Genomic DNA, 17210 nt, shown 5'->3' on the forward strand with positions numbered 1-17210 from the left:
CATCAGGCCGATCAGGCCTGCTTGCGGGCTTCCTTGACCAGCTCGGCAACGCGGCCGGACAGCTGGGCGCCCTGGTCCTGCCAGTGCTGAATGCGGTCGAGGTCGACGCGCAGACGCTCTTCCTGGCCGCGGGCGACCGGGTTGAAGAAGCCGAGACGCTCGATGAAGCGGCCGTCGCGGGACTTGCGAGAATCGGTCACGGTGAGGTGGTAGAAGGGACGCTTCTTCGCGCCACCACGTGCCAGACGAATGGTAACCATGCGTTGACTGTCCTTCGGTTGAGTTACGGAGGTTGTCGGTCGGGGCCAGGCCCTCGACAGTCGGATCGACCGCACGCCGGAGGGTGCGCCGCCGGGGTGTTCGGTCACGACAAGGCCCGCGACAAAACGCGGACCCGCCAGTGAAGACGCCGCATTCTACGGAAATCTCCCTGGCTTGGAAACCTTTTTGGCGCGCGGGCCGGGCGCCTCAGCGCCACGGCATGCCGCCGCCGGGGCCGCCCATGCCGCCGGGACCGCCCATTCCACCGGGGCCTCCCGGGCCGCCGCCGCCCATCATCCCGGACATGCCGCGCATCATCTTCTGCATGCCGCCCTTCTTGCCGGCCTTCTTCATCATCTTCTGCATCTGCTTGTGCTGCTTGAGCAGACGATTGAGATCGGGCACCTGCAGGCCGGCGCCGGCGGCGATGCGGCGCTTGCGCGAGCCGTTGATGATGTCGGGATTGCGGCGTTCCTTGGGCGTCATCGAGTTGATCAGCGACTCGAGCTTGCCCATCTCCTTCTCGGGCCCCGGCCCCTGGGCCATCTCGGCCATCTGCCCCATGCCGGGCAGCTTGCCGAGCAGGCCGCCCATGCCGCCCATCTTCTTGAGCTGCTGGAGCTGGTCGCGGAAGTCCTCGAGGTCGAAGCCGTCGCCCTTCTTGACCTTCTTGGCCAGCTTCTCGGCCTTGCCCTTGTCGACGGTGCGCTCGGCCTCCTCGATCAGCGACAGCACGTCGCCCATGCCGAGGATGCGCGAGGCCACGCGATCCGGGTGGAAGGGCTCGAGGGCGTCGACCTTCTCGCCCACGCCCATGAACTTGATCGGCTTGCCGGTGATGTGGCGCACCGACAGCGCCGCACCGCCGCGGGCGTCGCCGTCGGCCTTGGTCAGGATCACGCCGGTCAGCGGCAGCGCCTCGTGGAAGGCCTTGGCGGTGTTGGCGGCGTCCTGGCCGGTCATGGAGTCGACCACGAACAGCGTCTCGTCCGGCGACACGGCGTTCTCGAGGGCCTGGATCTCGGCCATCATGGCCTCGTCGATGGCCAGGCGGCCGGCGGTATCGACCAGCACCACATCGTGGAACTGGATCTTGGCGTGCTTGATCGCCGCCTCGGCGATGGCCACCGGCTGCTGGTCGCTGCTCGACGGGAAGAAGTCGACCTCGACCTCCTTGGCCAGGGTCTCCAGCTGGTCGATGGCCGCCGGACGGTAGACGTCCGCGGAGACCACCAGCACCTTTTTCTTCTCGCGCTCGCGCAGGTAGCGCGCCAGCTTGGCCACGGAGGTGGTCTTGCCCGCGCCCTGCAGGCCGGCCATCAGCACCACCGCCGGGCGGCCCTTGAGGACCAGCCCCTCGTTGGCCTCGCCCATGATCGCCTCGAGCTCCTGCTGGACGATCTTGACGAACTGCTGGCCCGGCGAGAGGCTCTTCGAGACCTCCTGGCCCACGGCGCGCTCGCGCACCCGGTCGATGAACGCCTTGACCACCGGCAGGGCGACGTCGGCCTCGAGCAGCGCTCGCCGGACCTCGCGCAGGGTGTCCTTGACGTTGTCTTCGGTCAGGCGCGCCTGACCCTTGATCGATTTGAGCGTCTGGGACAGACGATCGCTGAGATTCTGAAACATGGGGCCTCTCCGCAAACGATGGCCTGGGAAGCCGCATCAGCCCCCGGCATGGCGCGACCGGGCGGGACTTTCCCACAATGGGGCGAAATTATACGCCTTGTGGCCGCGAGTCTCCATGGCAGCCGCTACCACTCCGCTGGGCGCCACGCGGAGGATTCGGTATAGTGGCGGCTCCATTTCTCCTTAGCTGGACGCTGGCGAAGGCACACGGAAAGCCATCGATGTACGCGCTCCCCCTGGCCCTCATGGCCTTCATCCTCTATATCGCGGCTGCCTCCTGGCAGGGCCTCGCCCTAGCACGACGGGTGCCGCCGCGCGACGCCATGGTGCGCAGCTTCGGCACCCTCGGACTGCTCTGCCACCTGCCGCTGGCCGTGGGCCTGCTCGACCGAGGCGACTCGCTGCTGCCGGGCTTCTCCACCAGCGTGGTGCTGGCCGGCGCCCTGGCGGTGCTGATGCTGCTGGCGGTCAGCCTGTTCAAGCCGGTGCTCAACGTCGCCACCGGGCTCTTCCCCCTGGCCGGCGTGGTGCTGCTGCTGGCGGTGGAGTGGCCGAGCCCCGAGAAGGCCTCGGGCATGACGCCGGGCATCGCCCTGCACGCCCTGAGCTCGGCGCTGGCCTTCGCCCTGCTGGCCATCGCCGCCGTCCAGGCGGTGCTGCTCGGCGTCCAGAATCACGCCCTGCGCCGGCATCACATCCGCGGCGTGGTCCAGTCGCTGCCGCCGCTGACCACCATGGAACGCGTGCTGTTCGAGCTGATCTGGGCCGGCATGATCCTGCTGACCCTGGCGATCGCCAGCGGCTTCGTGTTCGTCGACAACATGTTCGCCCAGCATCTGGTCCACAAGACGGTGCTGTCGCTGGTCGCCTGGGTGATCTTCGCCGCCCTGCTGGTCGGCCACTATCGCCAGGGCTGGCGCGGCATGCGCGCAGTACGCTGGACGCTGGGCGGATACCTGATGCTGCTGCTGGCCTACTTCGGCAGCAAGTTCGTGCTCGAGATCCTGCTGGCGCGTCCTTGACACCGCCCGGCCCCGTCCCTACAACTCAAGCCTTGATACGCGATTGAGGACCCTTCGACTTGAACGACGATTTCCCCCTGGGATTGCTGTTCGGCCTGCTGCTGCTGCTCATCTGCCTCTCCGCCTTCTTCTCGAGCTCCGAGACCGGCATGATGTCGATCAACCGCTACCGCCTGAGCCATCGCGCCAACGAGGGGGAGAGCCGGGCCCGTCGCGTGATGCGCCTGCTGGGGCGCCCCGACCGGTTGATCGGCGTGATCCTGATCGGCAACAACTTCGTCAACAACCTCGCGGCCTCGATCGCCACCATCATCGCGATTCACTTCTTCGGCGACGTCTCCGGCCCGGCCATCGCCACCAGCCTGCTGACCATCACCATCCTGATCTTCGCCGAGGTCACGCCCAAGACCTACGCCGCGGTAAAGCCGGAGCGCATCGCCTACCCGGCCTCGCGCATACTGGAGCCGCTGCTCAAGCTGCTCTACCCGCTGGTGTGGCTGGTCAACGCCATCTCCAACGGCCTGCTGCGGCTGCTCGGGGTCAAGACCCTCGAGGGCGGCGGCGACAACCTGACCCGTGACGAGCTGCGCACCGTGGTCCACGAGGCGGGGCCGCTGATCCCGCGCCGCCACCAGGCCATGCTGGTGTCGATCCTCGACCTCGAGAACGTCACGGTGAACGACATCATGGTGCCCCGCCACGAGGTGATGGGCATCGACCTGGACGACGACCTGGAAGACATCCTGACCCAGATCCGCACCAGCCAGCACACCCGGGTGCCGGTCTACAAGGGCGACATCAACAACATCATCGGCATGCTGCACCTGCGCAACGCGGCACGCTTCCTGTCCCGCAGCGAGGTGACCAAGGCGGCCATCGTCCAGGAGGCCCGGGAACCCTACTTCATTCCCGAGTCGACGCCGCTGCACACCCAGCTGCTCAATTTCCAGAAGCAGAAGCGGCGCATCGGCATCGTGGTCGACGAGTACGGCGACGTGGAGGGCCTGGTGACCCTAGAGGACATCCTCGAGGAGATCGTCGGCGAGTTCACCACCGACGTGGCCGATCAGGATCAGGAGATTCACGCCCAAGACGACGGCAGCCACGTCATCGACGGCACCGCCAACATCCGCGACATCAACAAGTCGCTGGGCTGGCAGCTGCCCACCGACGGCCCCAAGACCCTCAACGGGCTGATCCTGGAGCACCTGGAATCCTTCCCCGACGGCCCCACCTGCCTGCAGATCGGGCCGGTGCGCATGGAGATCCTCGAGGTGCGCGACAACCTGATCACCTCGGCGCGCTGCTGGCAGGCGGCACGCCTGCCCGCCGCGGCCGAGGCCTGACTCAGCGCGAGGCCCGGCCGGCCACCCAGTCGTCGGCCTCGCCCTTGAGCGCCCTGACCCGCGCCTCCACCCGCTCGCGATCGGCCTCGGCCGGCGCCAGCGGAGCGCCGAAATAGAGCGCCACCCGAGCGCGGAAGCGACGCGGCGGCTTGGTCAGCGCCCGCCCGCCGCAGTGAGACGTCCAGGACCCCCACAGCCCGGCGAGCCCCGCCGGCACCACCGGCACCGGATCTCGCGACAGGATCAGATCCAATCCGCGACGAAAGCGCTGGATCTCGCCGTCCGTGGTCAGCCGCCCCTCGGGAAACAGCATCACCACCTCGCCGGCGCACAGCGCCTGGCTGACCTGGTCCAGCGCCCGACGCAGACCGCCCGGGTCGCGGCGTTCGGAGTCCACCGGAATCGCCCCCACCAGCTTGAACAGCCAGTGCAACCAGGGCGACTCGTAGATCGGCCGATCCATCAGGAAGCGCAGCGGGCGCGGGCTGGCGCCGCCCACCACCAGGGCATCGACGAAGCTGACGTGATTGCAGACCACCAGGGCGGGGCCATGGGCGGGAATGTGGCGGCGGCCGCGGAAGCGCAGCCTATACAGCAGGTGAATGACCAGGAACACCAGCCGGCGCAGCACGCGACGCGGCGAGCGCAGCCACCAGCCCAGGGCGGCGAGCGCCGCCAGCGCGGGAAGCCCCCAGGCCAGCTGGGCGGTCAAGAGGCGTCGGGCCTCGCCTTCAGGCCGGCCAGCAACGTCGTCAGCAGCTGATCGAGCAGCTCCCCCACCTCGAGCGGCTCGCTCTGCCAGTAGCCGAGGCGCTCGTTGAGCCCCAGCTGCACCAGACCGTGGACGCTGCCCCACAGGGTACGCCCCAGGCGTCGAGCCTCCAGGTCGCCGAGCGTCGGCTGGTATTCCTTGAGCGTGGTCTCGACGCGCAGGAACAGCGCCTCGATCATGTCGTTCTGGCGCTGATCCAGCTCGCCCTCCTGGGCCAGCGGGTAGTCGAACATCAGCTGCCAACGGAACGGCTCGTGGCGGGCGAACTCCCAGTAGGCCCGGGCCAGCGCCTTGATCCGATCGTCCGGCGCCGCCTCGTCGAGCAGCGGATCGATGGCGGCGCGCAGGCTCGCCAGCGACTCGATGTTCACGTGTTGCAGCAGGTTGCCGAAGCTGCCGTAGAGCTTAAGCAGGGTGCTGGGCGCGCAGCCCACCTCACGCGCCAGCGAACGTAGCGACAGCGTATGCACGGGCCGCTCCTGCAGCCAGGCATCGCAGGCCGCCATCACCTGGGCATGAAGCGCCTCTGGGGCGTGCTGTCTGGGACGAGCCATCGACATCCTCGCAGGCCGGGAAGACAGGACGCATATCACGCCGCGCACCGGCCCCATGTGATAGAAAAACACTGTTTCCGCTAGCATATCGTGCCTGAACAGCAACGCAAGCCCGACGCCGACAACGCTTTCCTGACCGAGTGCTCTTGGGTACCCTGACGCCCCTATTCCGCGGAGGTTTCATGGCCGGTCGTCTCTACATCCCGCCGCTCGATCTCCCACGCCTGGTGCCCGAGCTGCGCGTGGACGAGGCACCGATCACCGGCGTCAACCTGGCCCCACGCCGCCCGCTGTCGATGATCCGCCTCGAGGCCGGCCGACCACGGCTGGGCAACGCCTTCTGGGGGCTGACGCCGCCCTGGCTGGAGGTGCTCGACCACGCGCCGCACTGCGCCCGGGCCGAGTCGATCGCCGCGCGGCCCATGTTCCGCGAGGCCTTCGCCGCCCGGCGCTGCCTGGTGCCGGTCGGCGGCATCTACGTCTGGAAGCCTCAGCCCCGGGCCAAGCAGCCGTTCCTGGTGACCCGGGGCGACCGCGGTCCGCTGCTGCTGGCCGGCCTGTGGTGCCGCTTCCATACCGATCTCACCGCCTTTCACGATTCCCTGGCGCTGATCACGGTGCCCGCCAACGACCTGCTGTCGCCGCTCACCGACCGCCTGCCGGCGGTGATCCCGGCCGCGCGGGCCGAGACATGGCTCGATCCAGCGACGCCGCCGGCGGCGCTACACGCGCTGCTCGAGCCGGCCCCCGGGGAACTGTTGGGCGCGTTTCCGGTATCAAGACGAGTGAACGACCCCGGCTGCCAGGAAAACGCCTGCGCCCACCCGACCGGCCCGATGCTGCGCCGGACCGCCAAGGAGTGATGATGACCCGACACCCCCGCCCTCGCCCGGCGCTGCCCCTCGCCCTGGCCGCGGCCCTGCTGCCGGCGTTCGCCGCCGCCCCGGCGGGCGCCGACGACGCGCCCACGACCGCCGAAGCCCCCATCATCAGCCCCGCGGATCAGCGCGACTATCGCGCGCTGACGCTGGACAACGGCCTCACCGTGCTGCTGGTCAGCGACCCCGAGGCGGACAAGGCCGCCGCCTCGCTGAACGTGGACGTGGGCAGCGCCCAGGACCCCGACGACCTGGCCGGCCTGGCTCACTATCTCGAGCACATGCTGTTCCTGGGCACCGAGGCCTATCCCCAGGCCGACGCCTACCAGCGCTTTCTGTCGCAGCACGGCGGACAGCACAACGCCTACACCGCCTCCCAGGACACCAACTACTTCTTCGCCGTAGACCCCGACGCCCTGGACGGCACCCTCGACCGCTTCAGCCACTTCTTCGTAGACCCGCTGTTCAACGATGATCGACTGGCCAGCGAGCGCCAGGTGGTGCACTCCGAATATCAGGCGCGCAAGCGCAATCCCGGTCGGCGCCAGGCCGCCGTGCTCGACCGGCTGCTGAACCCCGAGCACCCGAGCACCCGCTTCTCGGTGGGCAGCAACGCCACCCTGGCCGACCGGCCGGAGGGCGAGACACCGCTGCGCCAGCGCGTGATCGCCTTCTACCGCCAGCACTACGGCGCCCATGTCATGCACCTGTCGGTGGTCGCACCCCAGCCGCTCGACGAGCTCGAGACCCTGGTCCGCGACGACTTCGCCTCGGTGCCCGACCGTGGCCTGTCGCGCCCCGAGATCGACGCGCCGCTGGCGACCCCGAAGCAGACGCCCGCCGCCGCCGAGCTGCATTCGCTGCGCGACGATCAGCGGCTGACCTTCTACTTCCCGATCCCCGACCCGGAAACGGCCTATCGCCTGAAGCCGGCCGGCTACCTGGCCAACCTGCTCGGCCACGAGGGCGAGGGCAGCCTGCTCGACGCCCTGCGCAAGGCCGGCTGGGCCGACGGCCTGTCCGCCGGCACCGCTCGTGGCGACGGCCACCAGGCACTGTTCAGCGTCGATATCAGCCTGACGCCGGAGGGCGCGAAGCACCGCGACCGCATCCAGGCCAGCCTGTTCGCCGCCATCGATGCGATCCGCGATCACGGCGTCGAGGCCTGGCGCTATGACGAACAGGCCCGCCTCGCCGAGCAGGAGTTCCGCTTCCAGGAGCACGGCAGCGCCCTGGGCACCGCCATGCGCCTGGCCACCAGCCTGGCCCGCTATCCGCTCGAGGACGTCGCCTACGGCCCCTATCGCATGGACGGCTTCGACGCCGATCGCATCGACGACTGGCTGGACGCCCTGCGCCCATCGAACATGCTGCGTCTCTACAGCGGCCCCGAGGTCGAGGGCGACGAGCAGACGCCCTGGTTCGACGTGGCCTGGTCGCCAGTGTCGCCCGAGGCCGGCGACGCCGAGCCCCTGTCCGGCCTGGCGCTGCCCGAGCCCAATCCCTACATCGCCCAGGACCTGACGCTGCTCGACGGCCAGGACGAAGCGCCGCTGCGGCGCATCGACACGCCCGCGTTCGACTTCTGGCAGATGCGCGACGCCAGCTTCGGCACGCCCCGCGTCGAGTGGCGCTTCAGCCTGCAGCACCCCGGCGCCAGCCAGGACCCGCGCGAGGCCGCCCTGTCGCGCCTGCTGGCCGGCTGGCTGCAGGACAGCCTCAACGAGGCGCTCTACCCGGCCCGCCTGGCCGGCCAGGGCTTCGAGGCCTATGCCCACGCCCGAGGCATTACCCTGTCGTTCTCCGGCTGGCGGGACGGCCAGCAGGCGCTGATCGAGCGGGTACTCGAACAGCTCGAGAGCGGCACGATCGAGGCCGCCGACGTCGCCCGGGTCCGCCAGCAGCTTCGCCAGCAGTGGCGCAACGCACCCCAGGATGACCTCTACCGCCAGGCCGGCCGCACCCTGGCCGAGACCCTGATCCGCCCGCAGTGGTCGCCGGAGACGCTGCTGGCCGCCAGCGAGGCGCTGGACGCCGAGGCGCTGCGCGACTTCCGCGACGACTTCCTGGCCGATCTGCATCTGGAGGCCATGGCGGTGGGCAACCAGGACGCCGAGTCGGCGACCCGCCAGGCTCGCGCGGTGGCCGAGGCGCTGTCGCCACGGCTCACTGCCTCGGACATTCCCGAGCTGACCACGCTGCAGGCCGACGGCGACCTGCCCACGCTGACGCCCGATACCGCGCGCGACGAGTACCTGGTGATGCGCTACCTCCAGGGCCCGGACCGCTCCCTGGCCAGCCAGGCGCGGCTGGCGGTGCTCGGCCGCCTGCTGGAGACGCCCTTCTACCAGCAGCTGCGCACCGAGCAGCAGCTCGGCTACGTGGTCAACGCCGGCTATCAGCCGCTGCTCGACGCCCCGGGCCTGAGCCTGCTGGTGCAGTCACCCAGCACCGACAGCGACACCATCCAGGAACGCATCGACGCCTTCCTGAGCGACTTCGGCGACCGCCTGGGCGAGCTCGACGACGAGGCCCTGGCGCCCTATCGCCAGGCGGTCCACGACGACCTGCTGACCCGCGACCCCAGCCTCTCGGCTCGCACCAACCGGCTGTGGCAGGCGCTGGCCATGAACGACGGCGACTTCACCCGGCGCCAGCGCCTGGCCGAGCGTGCGCTGACGGTGACGCCCGAGGCGCTGCGCACGCTGTGGCCGAGCCTGGTCGACGGTGACACGGTGCAGATCACCCACGACCCGGGCGACGACGCCAGCAACGTCATGGCACTCAAGGCCGACCTGCCGCCACTGCCCGACGGCAGCGACTGAGCCTTCTTCCCACGGTGCCCCGATACGACGATGCCCGGCCATTCGGCCGGGCATCGTCGTTCAGGAGCGGTGGAAAGGGCGCCGACGCGAAGGCGCGCCCCGGCGATCAGCCGAAGGCCTGGGCCGGCATCATCGCCTCGACGTGCATCACCAGCTCCTCGAGGATCTGGCGCTCGCGATCGCCGAGCGCGCCCTGGTTCAGGCGGTCGATCTCGCGGGCGAACTCCTTGAGCGTGAAGCCGGCCACGGCGGCGTCGTTCATGCGCTCCCAGCGGAAGGCCTCCCAGCGCGCCTGCTCCTCGCCGGTCAGGGTGTCCGGATAGCTGCGCGCCCGGTAGCGGAACAGCATCTCTTCCAGACGTGGGTCCTGGAAGGCGAAGCCGGCGCCCACCAGATCCCAGGGATCGGTGGCCCGCACCCGCTCCATCTGCTGCCGATCCGAGGGCGAGAAGAAGCCGCCGGCATAGAGCATCAGGTCGGGATCATGGGGCGGCTCGGGCGGCGGCGCGGCGAACACCTCGCTGACCCGGGCGACCACCTCGGGATGGTCGGCCAGGGTCTTCCAGTGACGGCGGCAGGCGGCCATGTCCAGCGCGAGGCGTTCGACGATGTCGCCGTACTCCCCCTGGCGGGGGCCGGCGACGTCCTTAAGCGCGCTGGCCGGCAGCACCACCGGACACTTGTTGATGTGGATGACCTTGAGCGGAATGCGCGACTCACCCTCGGCCAGGTCGTCGTTGCTGACGAAGACCCGCTCGCGGATCTGCTCGGGGGTGAGCGTCAGCAGCGGCTCTGGGTCCACCGAGAGGTCATAGACGATCACCCCGTTGGGATTGGTGGGATGCTCGGCCAGCGGCATCACCAGCGCGCTGCAGCCGCGGCTGGCCGGATAGCGCCGCGACACGTGCAGCACCGGCTTGCGGCCCGGCACATCGAGCTGGCGCGCCACCTGGCGCTTGCCGCGCTGGGCCAGCAGGTAGTCGAAGAGATTGGCGTTGCAGCGACGTAACAGCCTGGCCAGGGCGATGGTCGCCCGCACGTCGGCCAGGGCATCGTGGGCGCCGGCGTGCTCGATGCCGTTGGCGGCGGTCAGGTGCTCGAGCTTGAAGCTCGGCGAGCCGTCCTCGCGGGTCGGCCACTCGATGCCCTCGGGGCGCAGGGCGTGAAAGGCCCGCACCACGTCGATCAGGTCCCAGCGCGAGTTGCCGTTCTGCCACTCCCGGGCGTAGGGATCGAGCAGGTTGCGATAGAACAGGTGACGGCCGACCTCATCGTCGAAGCGCACGCTGTTGTAGCCCAGCGCGCAGGTGCCGGGCTGGCTCATGGCGTCCATGATGCGGCCGGCGAACTCGGCCTCGGGCAGGCCTCGGCGGCGCGCCTGCTGCGGCGTGATGCCCGTGATCAGACAGGCCTGGGGTTGCGGCAGGTAGTCGTCGGCAGGCTTGCAGAACAGCTCGATGGGCTCGCCGATCTCGTTGAACTCGGCGTCGGTGCGAATCGCCGCGAACTGGGAGGGCCGATCGCGGCGCGGATCGGCACCGAAGGTCTCGTAGTCGTGCCAGAGAAAGGTCAGGGGGGCGGCTTGCGACTTCGCCATGGGCGAGCTCTCCGAGCGGGCGGTGGAAAACGGCCCCCAAGCCTAGCACAGGGGGAACGACGGCTCAGCCGCCGCTCAGCCCCTGGGCAGGGTCACGTTGAGCTCCAGCACGGAACAGTTGTCCTCGCTGTCGAGGGAGATGTTGACCGCCTCGTCGTCGACCTGGACGTAGCGGCGGATCACCTCCAGCAGCTCCTTCTCGAGCAGCGGCATGTAGTCCGGCTGACCGCGCTGGCTGCGCTGATGCGCGACGATGATCTGCAATCGCTCCTTGGCGACGGAGGCGGATTTCTTGCGCTCGCGCTTCAGGAATTCGAGTAGCTTCACCTGCGACCTCCTCCGAACATGCGGCTCAGGAGTCCCTTCTTCTGGTATTCGTGGAAGCGCAGCGGCACTTCCTCGTCCATCAGCCGGGCCACGGTATCGGCATAGGCCTGGCCGGCATCGCTGCCCTCGTCGTGGGTCACCGGCACGCCCTGGTTCGAGGCCCGCAGCACGGCTTCGGACTCGGGAATCAGCCCGACCAGCTTGATCGCCAGGATCTCCTGGATGTCCTCGAGGTTGAGCATGTCGCCGCTGTCCACCCGATTCGGGTTGTAGCGAGTGATCAGCAGGTGCTCCTTGACCGGGTCCTCGCCGCGTTCGGCGCGCCGGGTCTTGGAGGACAGCAGCCCCAGGATGCGGTCGGAGTCGCGCACCGAGGACACCTCGGGGTTGGTGACCACGATCGCCTCGTCGGCGAAGTACATCGCCAGCTGGGCACCGCGCTCGATACCCGCCGGGGAATCGCAGACGATGTAGTCGAAGTCCTTGTTCAGCGTGTTGAGCACGGTCTCGACGCCTTCCAGGGTCAGGGCGTCCTTGTCGCGGGTCTGGGAGGCCGGCAGGATATGCAGGTTGTCGACTCGCTTGTCACGGATCAGCGCCTGGTTGAGCCCGGCCTCTCCTTGAATGACGTTGACCAGGTCGTAGACCACGCGCCGCTCGCAGCCCATGATCAGGTCGAGATTTCGCAGCCCCACGTCGAAGTCGATGACCACGGTCTTCTGGCCCCGCAGCGCCAGGCCCGTCGCGATGGCGGCCGCACTGGTTGTCTTGCCGACCCCGCCCTTGCCGGAGGTCACAACGATGATCTTGGCCAAGTGTCACATCCTGTCTGTCGTGTAATGGAAGAGCGCCCCGTCCGGGCCGCCGAATCGTCGCCCGCGCCTCAATCCAGCGGGGCAATGCCCAATTGGTCATCGTCCAGACGCACCTGGACGCCGGTGCCCAGCAGCCGGGGATCGATGTCCTCCAGCCGCTTGTAGTTGCCGGCCACCGAGAGCAGCTCGGCGCGCAGCTCGCGACAGAAGATCGCGGCTCCGTGATCGCCGTGGATGCCGGCCAGGGCCCGACCACGCAGGGCGCCGTAGACATGGATGCTGCCACCGGCCAGCACCTCGGCGCCGGCGTTGACCGCCCCCACCACGACCAGATCGCCTTCCGGCGCGGTGACCTGCTGCCCGGAGCGGACCGTACCGCGATAGATGCGACCCACCGCGCCGGCGGCCGGGGCCGGTTCTTCCACCACGGGGGCCTCTTCCATCGGCTCGTCGGAGGTCGGCACGCTTTCCAGGGTGCGCGGCCGGCCGGCCTCCTGGGGGGGAAACCAGCCGAGCCCCAGGGCCCAGGACGATTGCTTGACGGGATCCGCCCCGCCGCGCACTGCTACCGGCAGCAGCTTGTGGGCCCGGCACACCGCGCAGATCCTCTCCAGCGCCAGGTGCGGCTCGTCGAGCTGCTCGACGCTGAGCACCACCGGGGTATGCTGAAAGAAGGCGGGTGACTGGCTGAGCTTGCCGGCAAGCTGTTCGCGGATGCGCTCGGGGTCGGCGCTGGCCAGTTCCATGACCGTCATCGGCAGCATGCCGCCCTTGAAGGTGAAAGCCATCCCATCCCTGTCCACTTTGAGGCTCATGGCCGAACTCCACGTCGGATGATGGTCGGGGATCTGCCTCCAAGCTATGCGAGTCCCCCCGATCCCGCAACCGATCATAAGTCACGCCAAGGCACCTTGTCAGTGTCTCGTAACAGCTACACCCGGCCATGACGCCCCTTTTCTACCGGCACTACGCATGCTTAGATAATTCCAAGATGGCGCGCCGGCGCGGTGCGCCTCACGTCATCCGTGCACCGGTCCGTCACCTCAGGCTCGCCGGCCCATCTCAGGATCTCCCATGTCAGGTCTCCTTCGCCGCCTGTTCGCCCCTCGCTGGCAGCACCCGAACCCCGAGGTACGCCGCCAGGCCATCGCTCGCCTCGATCCCGATCAGCCCGCGCAGCTGGCCCACCTCGAGCGGCTGGCCAGCGACGACGACGCCAACGTGCGCCGCGAGGCGCTGGCCAGGCTCGAGGATCCGCAGCGGCTTCTGGATATCGGCCGCGAAAGGGGCGACACGATCGAACTACGCGAGCGGCTGCTGTCACTGCTGTGCGGCCGCGACGGGCATCTCGAGCTGCACCGGCGTATCCGCTGGGTCGAAGAGACACTGGACGATCCCAAGCTCGCCGAACGCATCGCCCTGGAAGGCGACAACCAGCAGCTACGCCTGGCCGCCCTGGCCCGGCTCGACGACGAGGACGCCCTGATCCGCCAGGCCTGCGACAACGGCATCGCCGCCGTGCGTCAGGCCGCCGCGGCGCGGGTGGAAAGCGAGGCCGGCCTGCAGCGCCTGGTCCAGGGCGCCAAGCGCGACCGCCAGGTGGTTCGCCAGGCCCGGGAACGCCTGCAGCAACGCCGCGCCGATGCCGCCTCGCTGGCCGAGGCCCGTCAGCGTCGCGAGGCGCTGCTGAGCAAGCTCGAGTCCCTCGCCAACGCTTCCTGGGAACCGCTATACGGCGGCCGCTTCCGCCACCTGATGCGCGAATGGGCGAGCCTGTCCGACCTGCCGGACGCCGACCAGGAGCGCCGCTACCAGGAAGCCTGCCTACGCTGCCGCAAGACGCTCAGCGACCACGAGGCCCACGAGCAGGCCCAGGACGCCGCCGAGCGCCGTCGCGAGGACGCCGACCAGACGCGTGAGGCGCTGATCGAGTCGCTGGAGGACAGCCTCGACGGCCTGCACCACGGCGAACGCCTGGCCGATCAGGACATCGCCAGCCTGCGCGCCCAGAAGCAGCTGCTGGCCAGCCGCTGGCAGGCGCTCTCCGAACAGCACCTGGCCGACGAGACGATGCGCCAGCGCTACGACGCGGCGCTGGCCGATTTCGGCCGCATCGTCGAGGCCCGGGAGCGCCTCGACGAGCGTGCCAAGGCCATCGAACAGGCCCTGCGCGACGGCGACGACGACCGGCTGGCCGAGCTCGTCGAGGAATGCGACTGGCCCGACGACCTGCCGCCCTCGCCGCTGCTCCAGCGTGCCGGCTGGCGCCTCGCCGACGAAGCCGGCGAAGAGGCCGAGCCTGGCGACCTCGAGGCCCGCCTGAGCCGCGTCGGCGAGGACCTGGACCGCCTGGAGCGGCTGCTCGATAACGGGGCCTTCAAGGGCGCCAACCGGCTCCACCAGAGCCTGCGCCAGCAGGTCGACCACCTGCCCGAGGCCCGCCACGACGAGCCGGCCGCCCGGCTCAAGCGACTCGGCGCTCGACTGGCCGAGCTGCGGGACTGGCGCGGCTTCGTCGCCGGCCCCAAGCGCACGCAGCTGTGCGAGGCCATCCAGGCCCTGGCCGAGGACGAGGAGCTGGACGACGCCGAGCTCGACCGCCATCACCGTCGGCTGGTCAAGGAATGGCGCGACCTCGGCGACGCCGCCGCCAACCGCGAGCAGTCCACCGCCTTCCGGGCCGCCTCGGACCGCATTCACCAGCGCCTGCGCGACTGGCGCCAGCATCAGGAGCACCAGCGTCAGGCCAACCTGGCGTCTCGCCAGACCCTGTGCGACCAGCTCGAACACCTGCTCGACCAGCCCGCCGCCGCGGCGGACCCGGACGCGCTGCGCGAGATTCGCGACCGCGCCCGCCAGCAGTGGCGGCGGCTGTCGCCGGTGCCGCGCGACGAGGCCGAGGCTATCGGCCGCCGCTTCGGCCGCATCCGCCACGCCCTCCAGGCGCTGATCGAGAAGCGCGCCGGCGAAATCGCCGAGGCCAAGCGCGGGCTGATCGATGAAGCCCGGGCCCTGCGCGACGGCGAGCAGCCGGCCAAGCGCCGCGCCGAGCAGACCAAGGGCCTGCAGCGCCGCTGGCGCGAGCTTGGGCGCGCGCCCAAGGGCGAGGAACAGGCGCTGTGGCGGGAGTTTCGCCACCTGTGCGACGAGATCTTCGCCCAGCGCGATGCCGACCGCAGCGACCAGGCACAGCGCAACCGCGACCGACTCGACGCCATGCAGGCGCTGATCGACCGCATGGACGCCTGGCAGCCCGCGCGCAGCGACGACACGGCAGCACTCGACGAGGCCATCCAGGAAGCCGCGGCGCTGGAGCCGCTACCCGCCGGGCGACGCAGCGAAGGCATGCGACGCCGCTGGTCGGGCATCGTGCGCGCCCGACGCGAGCGCCTGGCGCGCCTGGAGCTGGCCGAAGTCGTCGAGCGCTGGCGTCGGGCACGCCCGCTGCTGGACGCCCATCTCGAAGCGGACGCGACCGCACAGCGCGGCGGCGAAGCAAGGGACGTGCCGGCCCCGGCCGAGCTGCCCGACGCGCTGAAGGACGCCCACGACGCGCGCAACGCCGCCCGCCGCGACCCGCCGCCGGCCACCGTGGTCGAGGAGCGCCTGGCCCGCCTGCGCGTCCATCTGGCGCTGCTGGCCGGCGACACCAGCCATCGCCAGGACGACCCGTTGCGGCTGGCCATCCAGGTCGAGCGGCTCAACGAGAACCTCGGCCACACCCCCACTCGGGCCGAGGAGCTGCGTGGCGTGCTGATCGACCTGCTGGCCACCGGGCCGGTCTCGGCGACGCTGTGGGAGCGCGAGGTCGGTGAGCTCGACCATACCCTCGAGACACTGATGCGGCTGCCGCCGCCCTGATCCCGAGCCGGCGTTTCTCCCCTCCGAAACGAGAACGCGAGGCCACTGGCCTCGCGTTCTTCTCCTGCCGGACACGGCCTCGTCGGGCCGCCTGTTGTTCTCGGCTCAGCCCATGAACTGGCCGCCGTTGATGTCGACGTTGGCGCCGGTGATGAAGCCGGACTCCTGGTCGGCCAGGAAGACCACCAGACGGGCAATCTCCTCCGGCGTGCCATAGCGCTTCACCGGAATGGTCTCGCGGATCGCCTCGCGCACCTTTTCGGGAATCTTCATGATCATGTCGGTGGCGATATAGCCTGGCGACACCGTGTTGACGGTGATGCCCTTGGTGGCGGTTTCCTGGGCCAGCGACATGGTCAGGCCGTGCATGCCGGCCTTGGCCGCCGCGTAGTTCACCTGGCCGAACTGTCCCTTGCGACCGTTGATCGAGGAAATGTTCACGATGCGCCCGTAGTTCTGCTCGAGCATGTCCTCGATCACGCTGCGGCAGGTGTTGAAGACGCTGTTGAGGTTGGTGTCGATGACCTCGCTCCATTGCTCCGAGCTCATCTTCTTCAGGGTGCCGTCGCGGGTGATGCCGGCGCAGTTGACCAGCACGCTGATCGGGCCATAGGTCTCGCGGATCTCCTTGGCGCCGGCCATGCAGGCATCGAAGTCGGCAAGGTCCACGCCGGACAGGGCGATATTCTCGTAGCCATCGGCCTTCTGCTGTTCCAGCCAGGCCTTGGCCTTATCGGGATTGTGATATCCAGCGACGACCTGGTAACCGGCATCGGCCAGCGCACGGCAGATGGCGCTTCCGATCCCCCCGGTTCCTCCGGTGACCCAGGCTACGGCAGTGGATGTTGTCATTGATGCTCTCCCTGGTGGTATACAACCTGCGGCCGGGCGCGGCCCGGCCTCTCGAGACAGTCTCGTCTGCCCGGCTGTCATTTTCGTGACAGCCCGCCTCGAGTATGGACCAGGTCGAGCGGACAACACGAGGCCTCAGGAGGCCGGTCGAGGATGGGTTGACGCAGGTCAGGTTCTCTGTATAATACGCCTCACGTTGATGCGGGGTGGAGCAGTCTGGTAGCTCGTCGGGCTCATAACCCGAAGGTCATCGGTTCAAATCCGGTCCCCGCTACCAAACATAAGAGAAAAGCCAGAACCTACGGGTTCTGGCTTTTTTCGTTTGTGCTGAATGCAGACAACGGTCGTCGGGCTCGGCTCTTGATAAGCCCAGGAAGATCATCGGTTCAAGACCGGTTCCCGCTACCAAACATCAGAAAAAGTCGATGTCTCAGGACATCGGCTTTTTTCGTTTGTGCTGGATGCCGGCAT

Annotated in this window: 14 protein-coding genes and 1 tRNA gene; 6 read left to right on the forward strand and 9 right to left on the reverse strand. The window is 69.1% G+C overall.

Translation table 11 applies throughout. From position 1 onward, the window contains the following. Window positions 1-11: 11 nt before the first annotated feature. Both rpsP and ffh read right to left on the reverse strand, forming a co-directional pair. Window positions 12-260 carry a 30S ribosomal protein S16 gene (rpsP, locus tag MYL53_RS15330; protein ID WP_247854816.1) on the reverse strand — a complete coding sequence of 83 codons (249 nt, stop codon included), beginning with the start codon at window positions 258-260 and terminating at the stop codon, window positions 12-14. Window positions 261-468: 208 nt separating this feature from the next. Further along, complete coding sequence (gene ffh, locus MYL53_RS15335; protein ID WP_247854817.1) at window positions 469-1890, reverse strand: signal recognition particle protein; 1422 nt, start codon at window positions 1888-1890, stop codon at window positions 469-471. A 221-nt stretch (window positions 1891-2111) separates the two neighbouring features. Here ffh and MYL53_RS15340 point away from each other — a divergent pair, with 221 nt between their 5' ends. Together MYL53_RS15340 and MYL53_RS15345 are read left to right on the forward strand one after the other, a co-directional pair. Continuing rightward, window positions 2112-2912 (forward strand): cytochrome C assembly family protein, encoded by an 801-nt coding sequence (locus tag MYL53_RS15340; RefSeq protein ID WP_247854818.1) that lies wholly within the window; start codon window positions 2112-2114, stop codon window positions 2910-2912. Window positions 2913-2971: 59 nt separating this feature from the next. Continuing rightward, window positions 2972-4258, forward strand: coding sequence for an HlyC/CorC family transporter (locus MYL53_RS15345; RefSeq protein WP_247854819.1), 1287 nt, complete (start codon window positions 2972-2974; stop codon window positions 4256-4258). A gap of 1 nt (window position 4259) precedes the next feature. Here MYL53_RS15345 and MYL53_RS15350 read toward each other — a convergent pair whose 3' ends face one another. Beyond that, the gene (locus MYL53_RS15350; protein WP_247854850.1) at window positions 4260-4958 is read right to left on the reverse strand and encodes a 1-acyl-sn-glycerol-3-phosphate acyltransferase; all 699 of its coding nucleotides are present in this window, start codon (window positions 4956-4958) and stop codon (window positions 4260-4262) included. 8 nt (window positions 4959-4966) lie between these two features. Then, window positions 4967-5584: a TetR/AcrR family transcriptional regulator gene (locus MYL53_RS15355; RefSeq protein ID WP_247854820.1), complete on the reverse strand. Its 618-nt coding sequence runs from the start codon at window positions 5582-5584 to the stop codon at window positions 4967-4969. A gap of 182 nt (window positions 5585-5766) precedes the next feature. Here MYL53_RS15355 and MYL53_RS15360 point away from each other — a divergent pair, with 182 nt between their 5' ends. Beyond that, entirely contained in the window at window positions 5767-6447 is a 681-nt protein-coding gene (locus MYL53_RS15360) for an SOS response-associated peptidase (protein WP_247854821.1), read from the forward strand. Between the two features lie 2 nt (window positions 6448-6449). Continuing rightward, the gene (locus tag MYL53_RS15365; protein ID WP_247854822.1) at window positions 6450-9287 is read left to right on the forward strand and encodes an insulinase family protein; all 2838 of its coding nucleotides are present in this window, start codon (window positions 6450-6452) and stop codon (window positions 9285-9287) included. 106 nt (window positions 9288-9393) lie between these two features. Here MYL53_RS15365 and sbcB read toward each other — a convergent pair whose 3' ends face one another. The 4 genes from sbcB to minC all read right to left on the reverse strand — a co-directional run bounded on the left by sbcB (window position 9394) and on the right by minC (window position 12841). Further along, a complete protein-coding gene (gene sbcB / locus MYL53_RS15370) occupies window positions 9394-10884 on the reverse strand; it encodes an exodeoxyribonuclease I (RefSeq protein WP_247854823.1) in 1491 nt (496 codons plus the stop codon). A gap of 75 nt (window positions 10885-10959) precedes the next feature. Beyond that, on the reverse strand, window positions 10960-11211 hold the full coding sequence (gene minE, locus MYL53_RS15375; protein WP_247854824.1) for a cell division topological specificity factor MinE: 252 nt from the start codon (window positions 11209-11211) through the stop codon (window positions 10960-10962). Further along, complete coding sequence (gene minD / locus MYL53_RS15380; protein WP_247854825.1) at window positions 11208-12026, reverse strand: septum site-determining protein MinD; 819 nt, start codon at window positions 12024-12026, stop codon at window positions 11208-11210. The genes minE and minD overlap by 4 nt, the downstream gene beginning before the upstream one ends. Window positions 12027-12094: 68 nt before the next feature. Continuing rightward, on the reverse strand, window positions 12095-12841 hold the full coding sequence (minC, locus tag MYL53_RS15385; protein WP_247854826.1) for a septum site-determining protein MinC: 747 nt from the start codon (window positions 12839-12841) through the stop codon (window positions 12095-12097). Between the two features lie 259 nt (window positions 12842-13100). Here minC and MYL53_RS15390 point away from each other — a divergent pair, with 259 nt between their 5' ends. After that, complete coding sequence (locus MYL53_RS15390) at window positions 13101-15887, forward strand: DUF349 domain-containing protein (protein ID WP_247854827.1); 2787 nt, start codon at window positions 13101-13103, stop codon at window positions 15885-15887. Window positions 15888-15992: 105 nt separating this feature from the next. Here MYL53_RS15390 and phbB read toward each other — a convergent pair whose 3' ends face one another. Beyond that, a complete protein-coding gene (gene phbB, locus MYL53_RS15395) occupies window positions 15993-16739 on the reverse strand; it encodes an acetoacetyl-CoA reductase (protein ID WP_247854828.1) in 747 nt (248 codons plus the stop codon). Window positions 16740-16939: 200 nt separating this feature from the next. Between phbB and MYL53_RS15400 the strand changes: the two genes are divergently transcribed. Then, window positions 16940-17016: transfer RNA gene (locus MYL53_RS15400), tRNA-Met, on the forward strand. Window positions 17017-17210: the final 194 nt, after the last annotated feature.

This window comes from Halomonas getboli (assembly GCF_023094245.1).
In the GTDB taxonomy this organism is placed as follows: domain Bacteria; phylum Pseudomonadota; class Gammaproteobacteria; order Pseudomonadales; family Halomonadaceae; genus Halomonas; species Halomonas getboli.

Excerpts from the sequence above, each read along its gene's own strand:
- MYL53_RS15365 (WP_247854822.1), top strand. The coding sequence starts at position 6,450 with ATGACCCGACACCCCCGCCCTCGCCCGGCGCTGCCCCTCGCCCTGGCC.
- rpsP (WP_247854816.1), bottom strand. The coding sequence starts at position 260 with ATGGTTACCATTCGTCTGGCACGTGGTGGCGCGAAGAAGCGTCCCTTC.
- minC (WP_247854826.1), bottom strand. The coding sequence starts at position 12,841 with ATGAGCCTCAAAGTGGACAGGGATGGGATGGCTTTCACCTTCAAGGGC.
- MYL53_RS15340 (WP_247854818.1), top strand. The coding sequence starts at position 2,112 with ATGTACGCGCTCCCCCTGGCCCTCATGGCCTTCATCCTCTATATCGCG.
- MYL53_RS15390 (WP_247854827.1), top strand. The coding sequence starts at position 13,101 with ATGTCAGGTCTCCTTCGCCGCCTGTTCGCCCCTCGCTGGCAGCACCCG.
- MYL53_RS15355 (WP_247854820.1), bottom strand. The coding sequence starts at position 5,584 with ATGGCTCGTCCCAGACAGCACGCCCCAGAGGCGCTTCATGCCCAGGTG.
- phbB (WP_247854828.1), bottom strand. The coding sequence starts at position 16,739 with ATGACAACATCCACTGCCGTAGCCTGGGTCACCGGAGGAACCGGGGGG.
- sbcB (WP_247854823.1), bottom strand. The coding sequence starts at position 10,884 with ATGGCGAAGTCGCAAGCCGCCCCCCTGACCTTTCTCTGGCACGACTAC.
- ffh (WP_247854817.1), bottom strand. The coding sequence starts at position 1,890 with ATGTTTCAGAATCTCAGCGATCGTCTGTCCCAGACGCTCAAATCGATC.
- MYL53_RS15360 (WP_247854821.1), top strand. The coding sequence starts at position 5,767 with ATGGCCGGTCGTCTCTACATCCCGCCGCTCGATCTCCCACGCCTGGTG.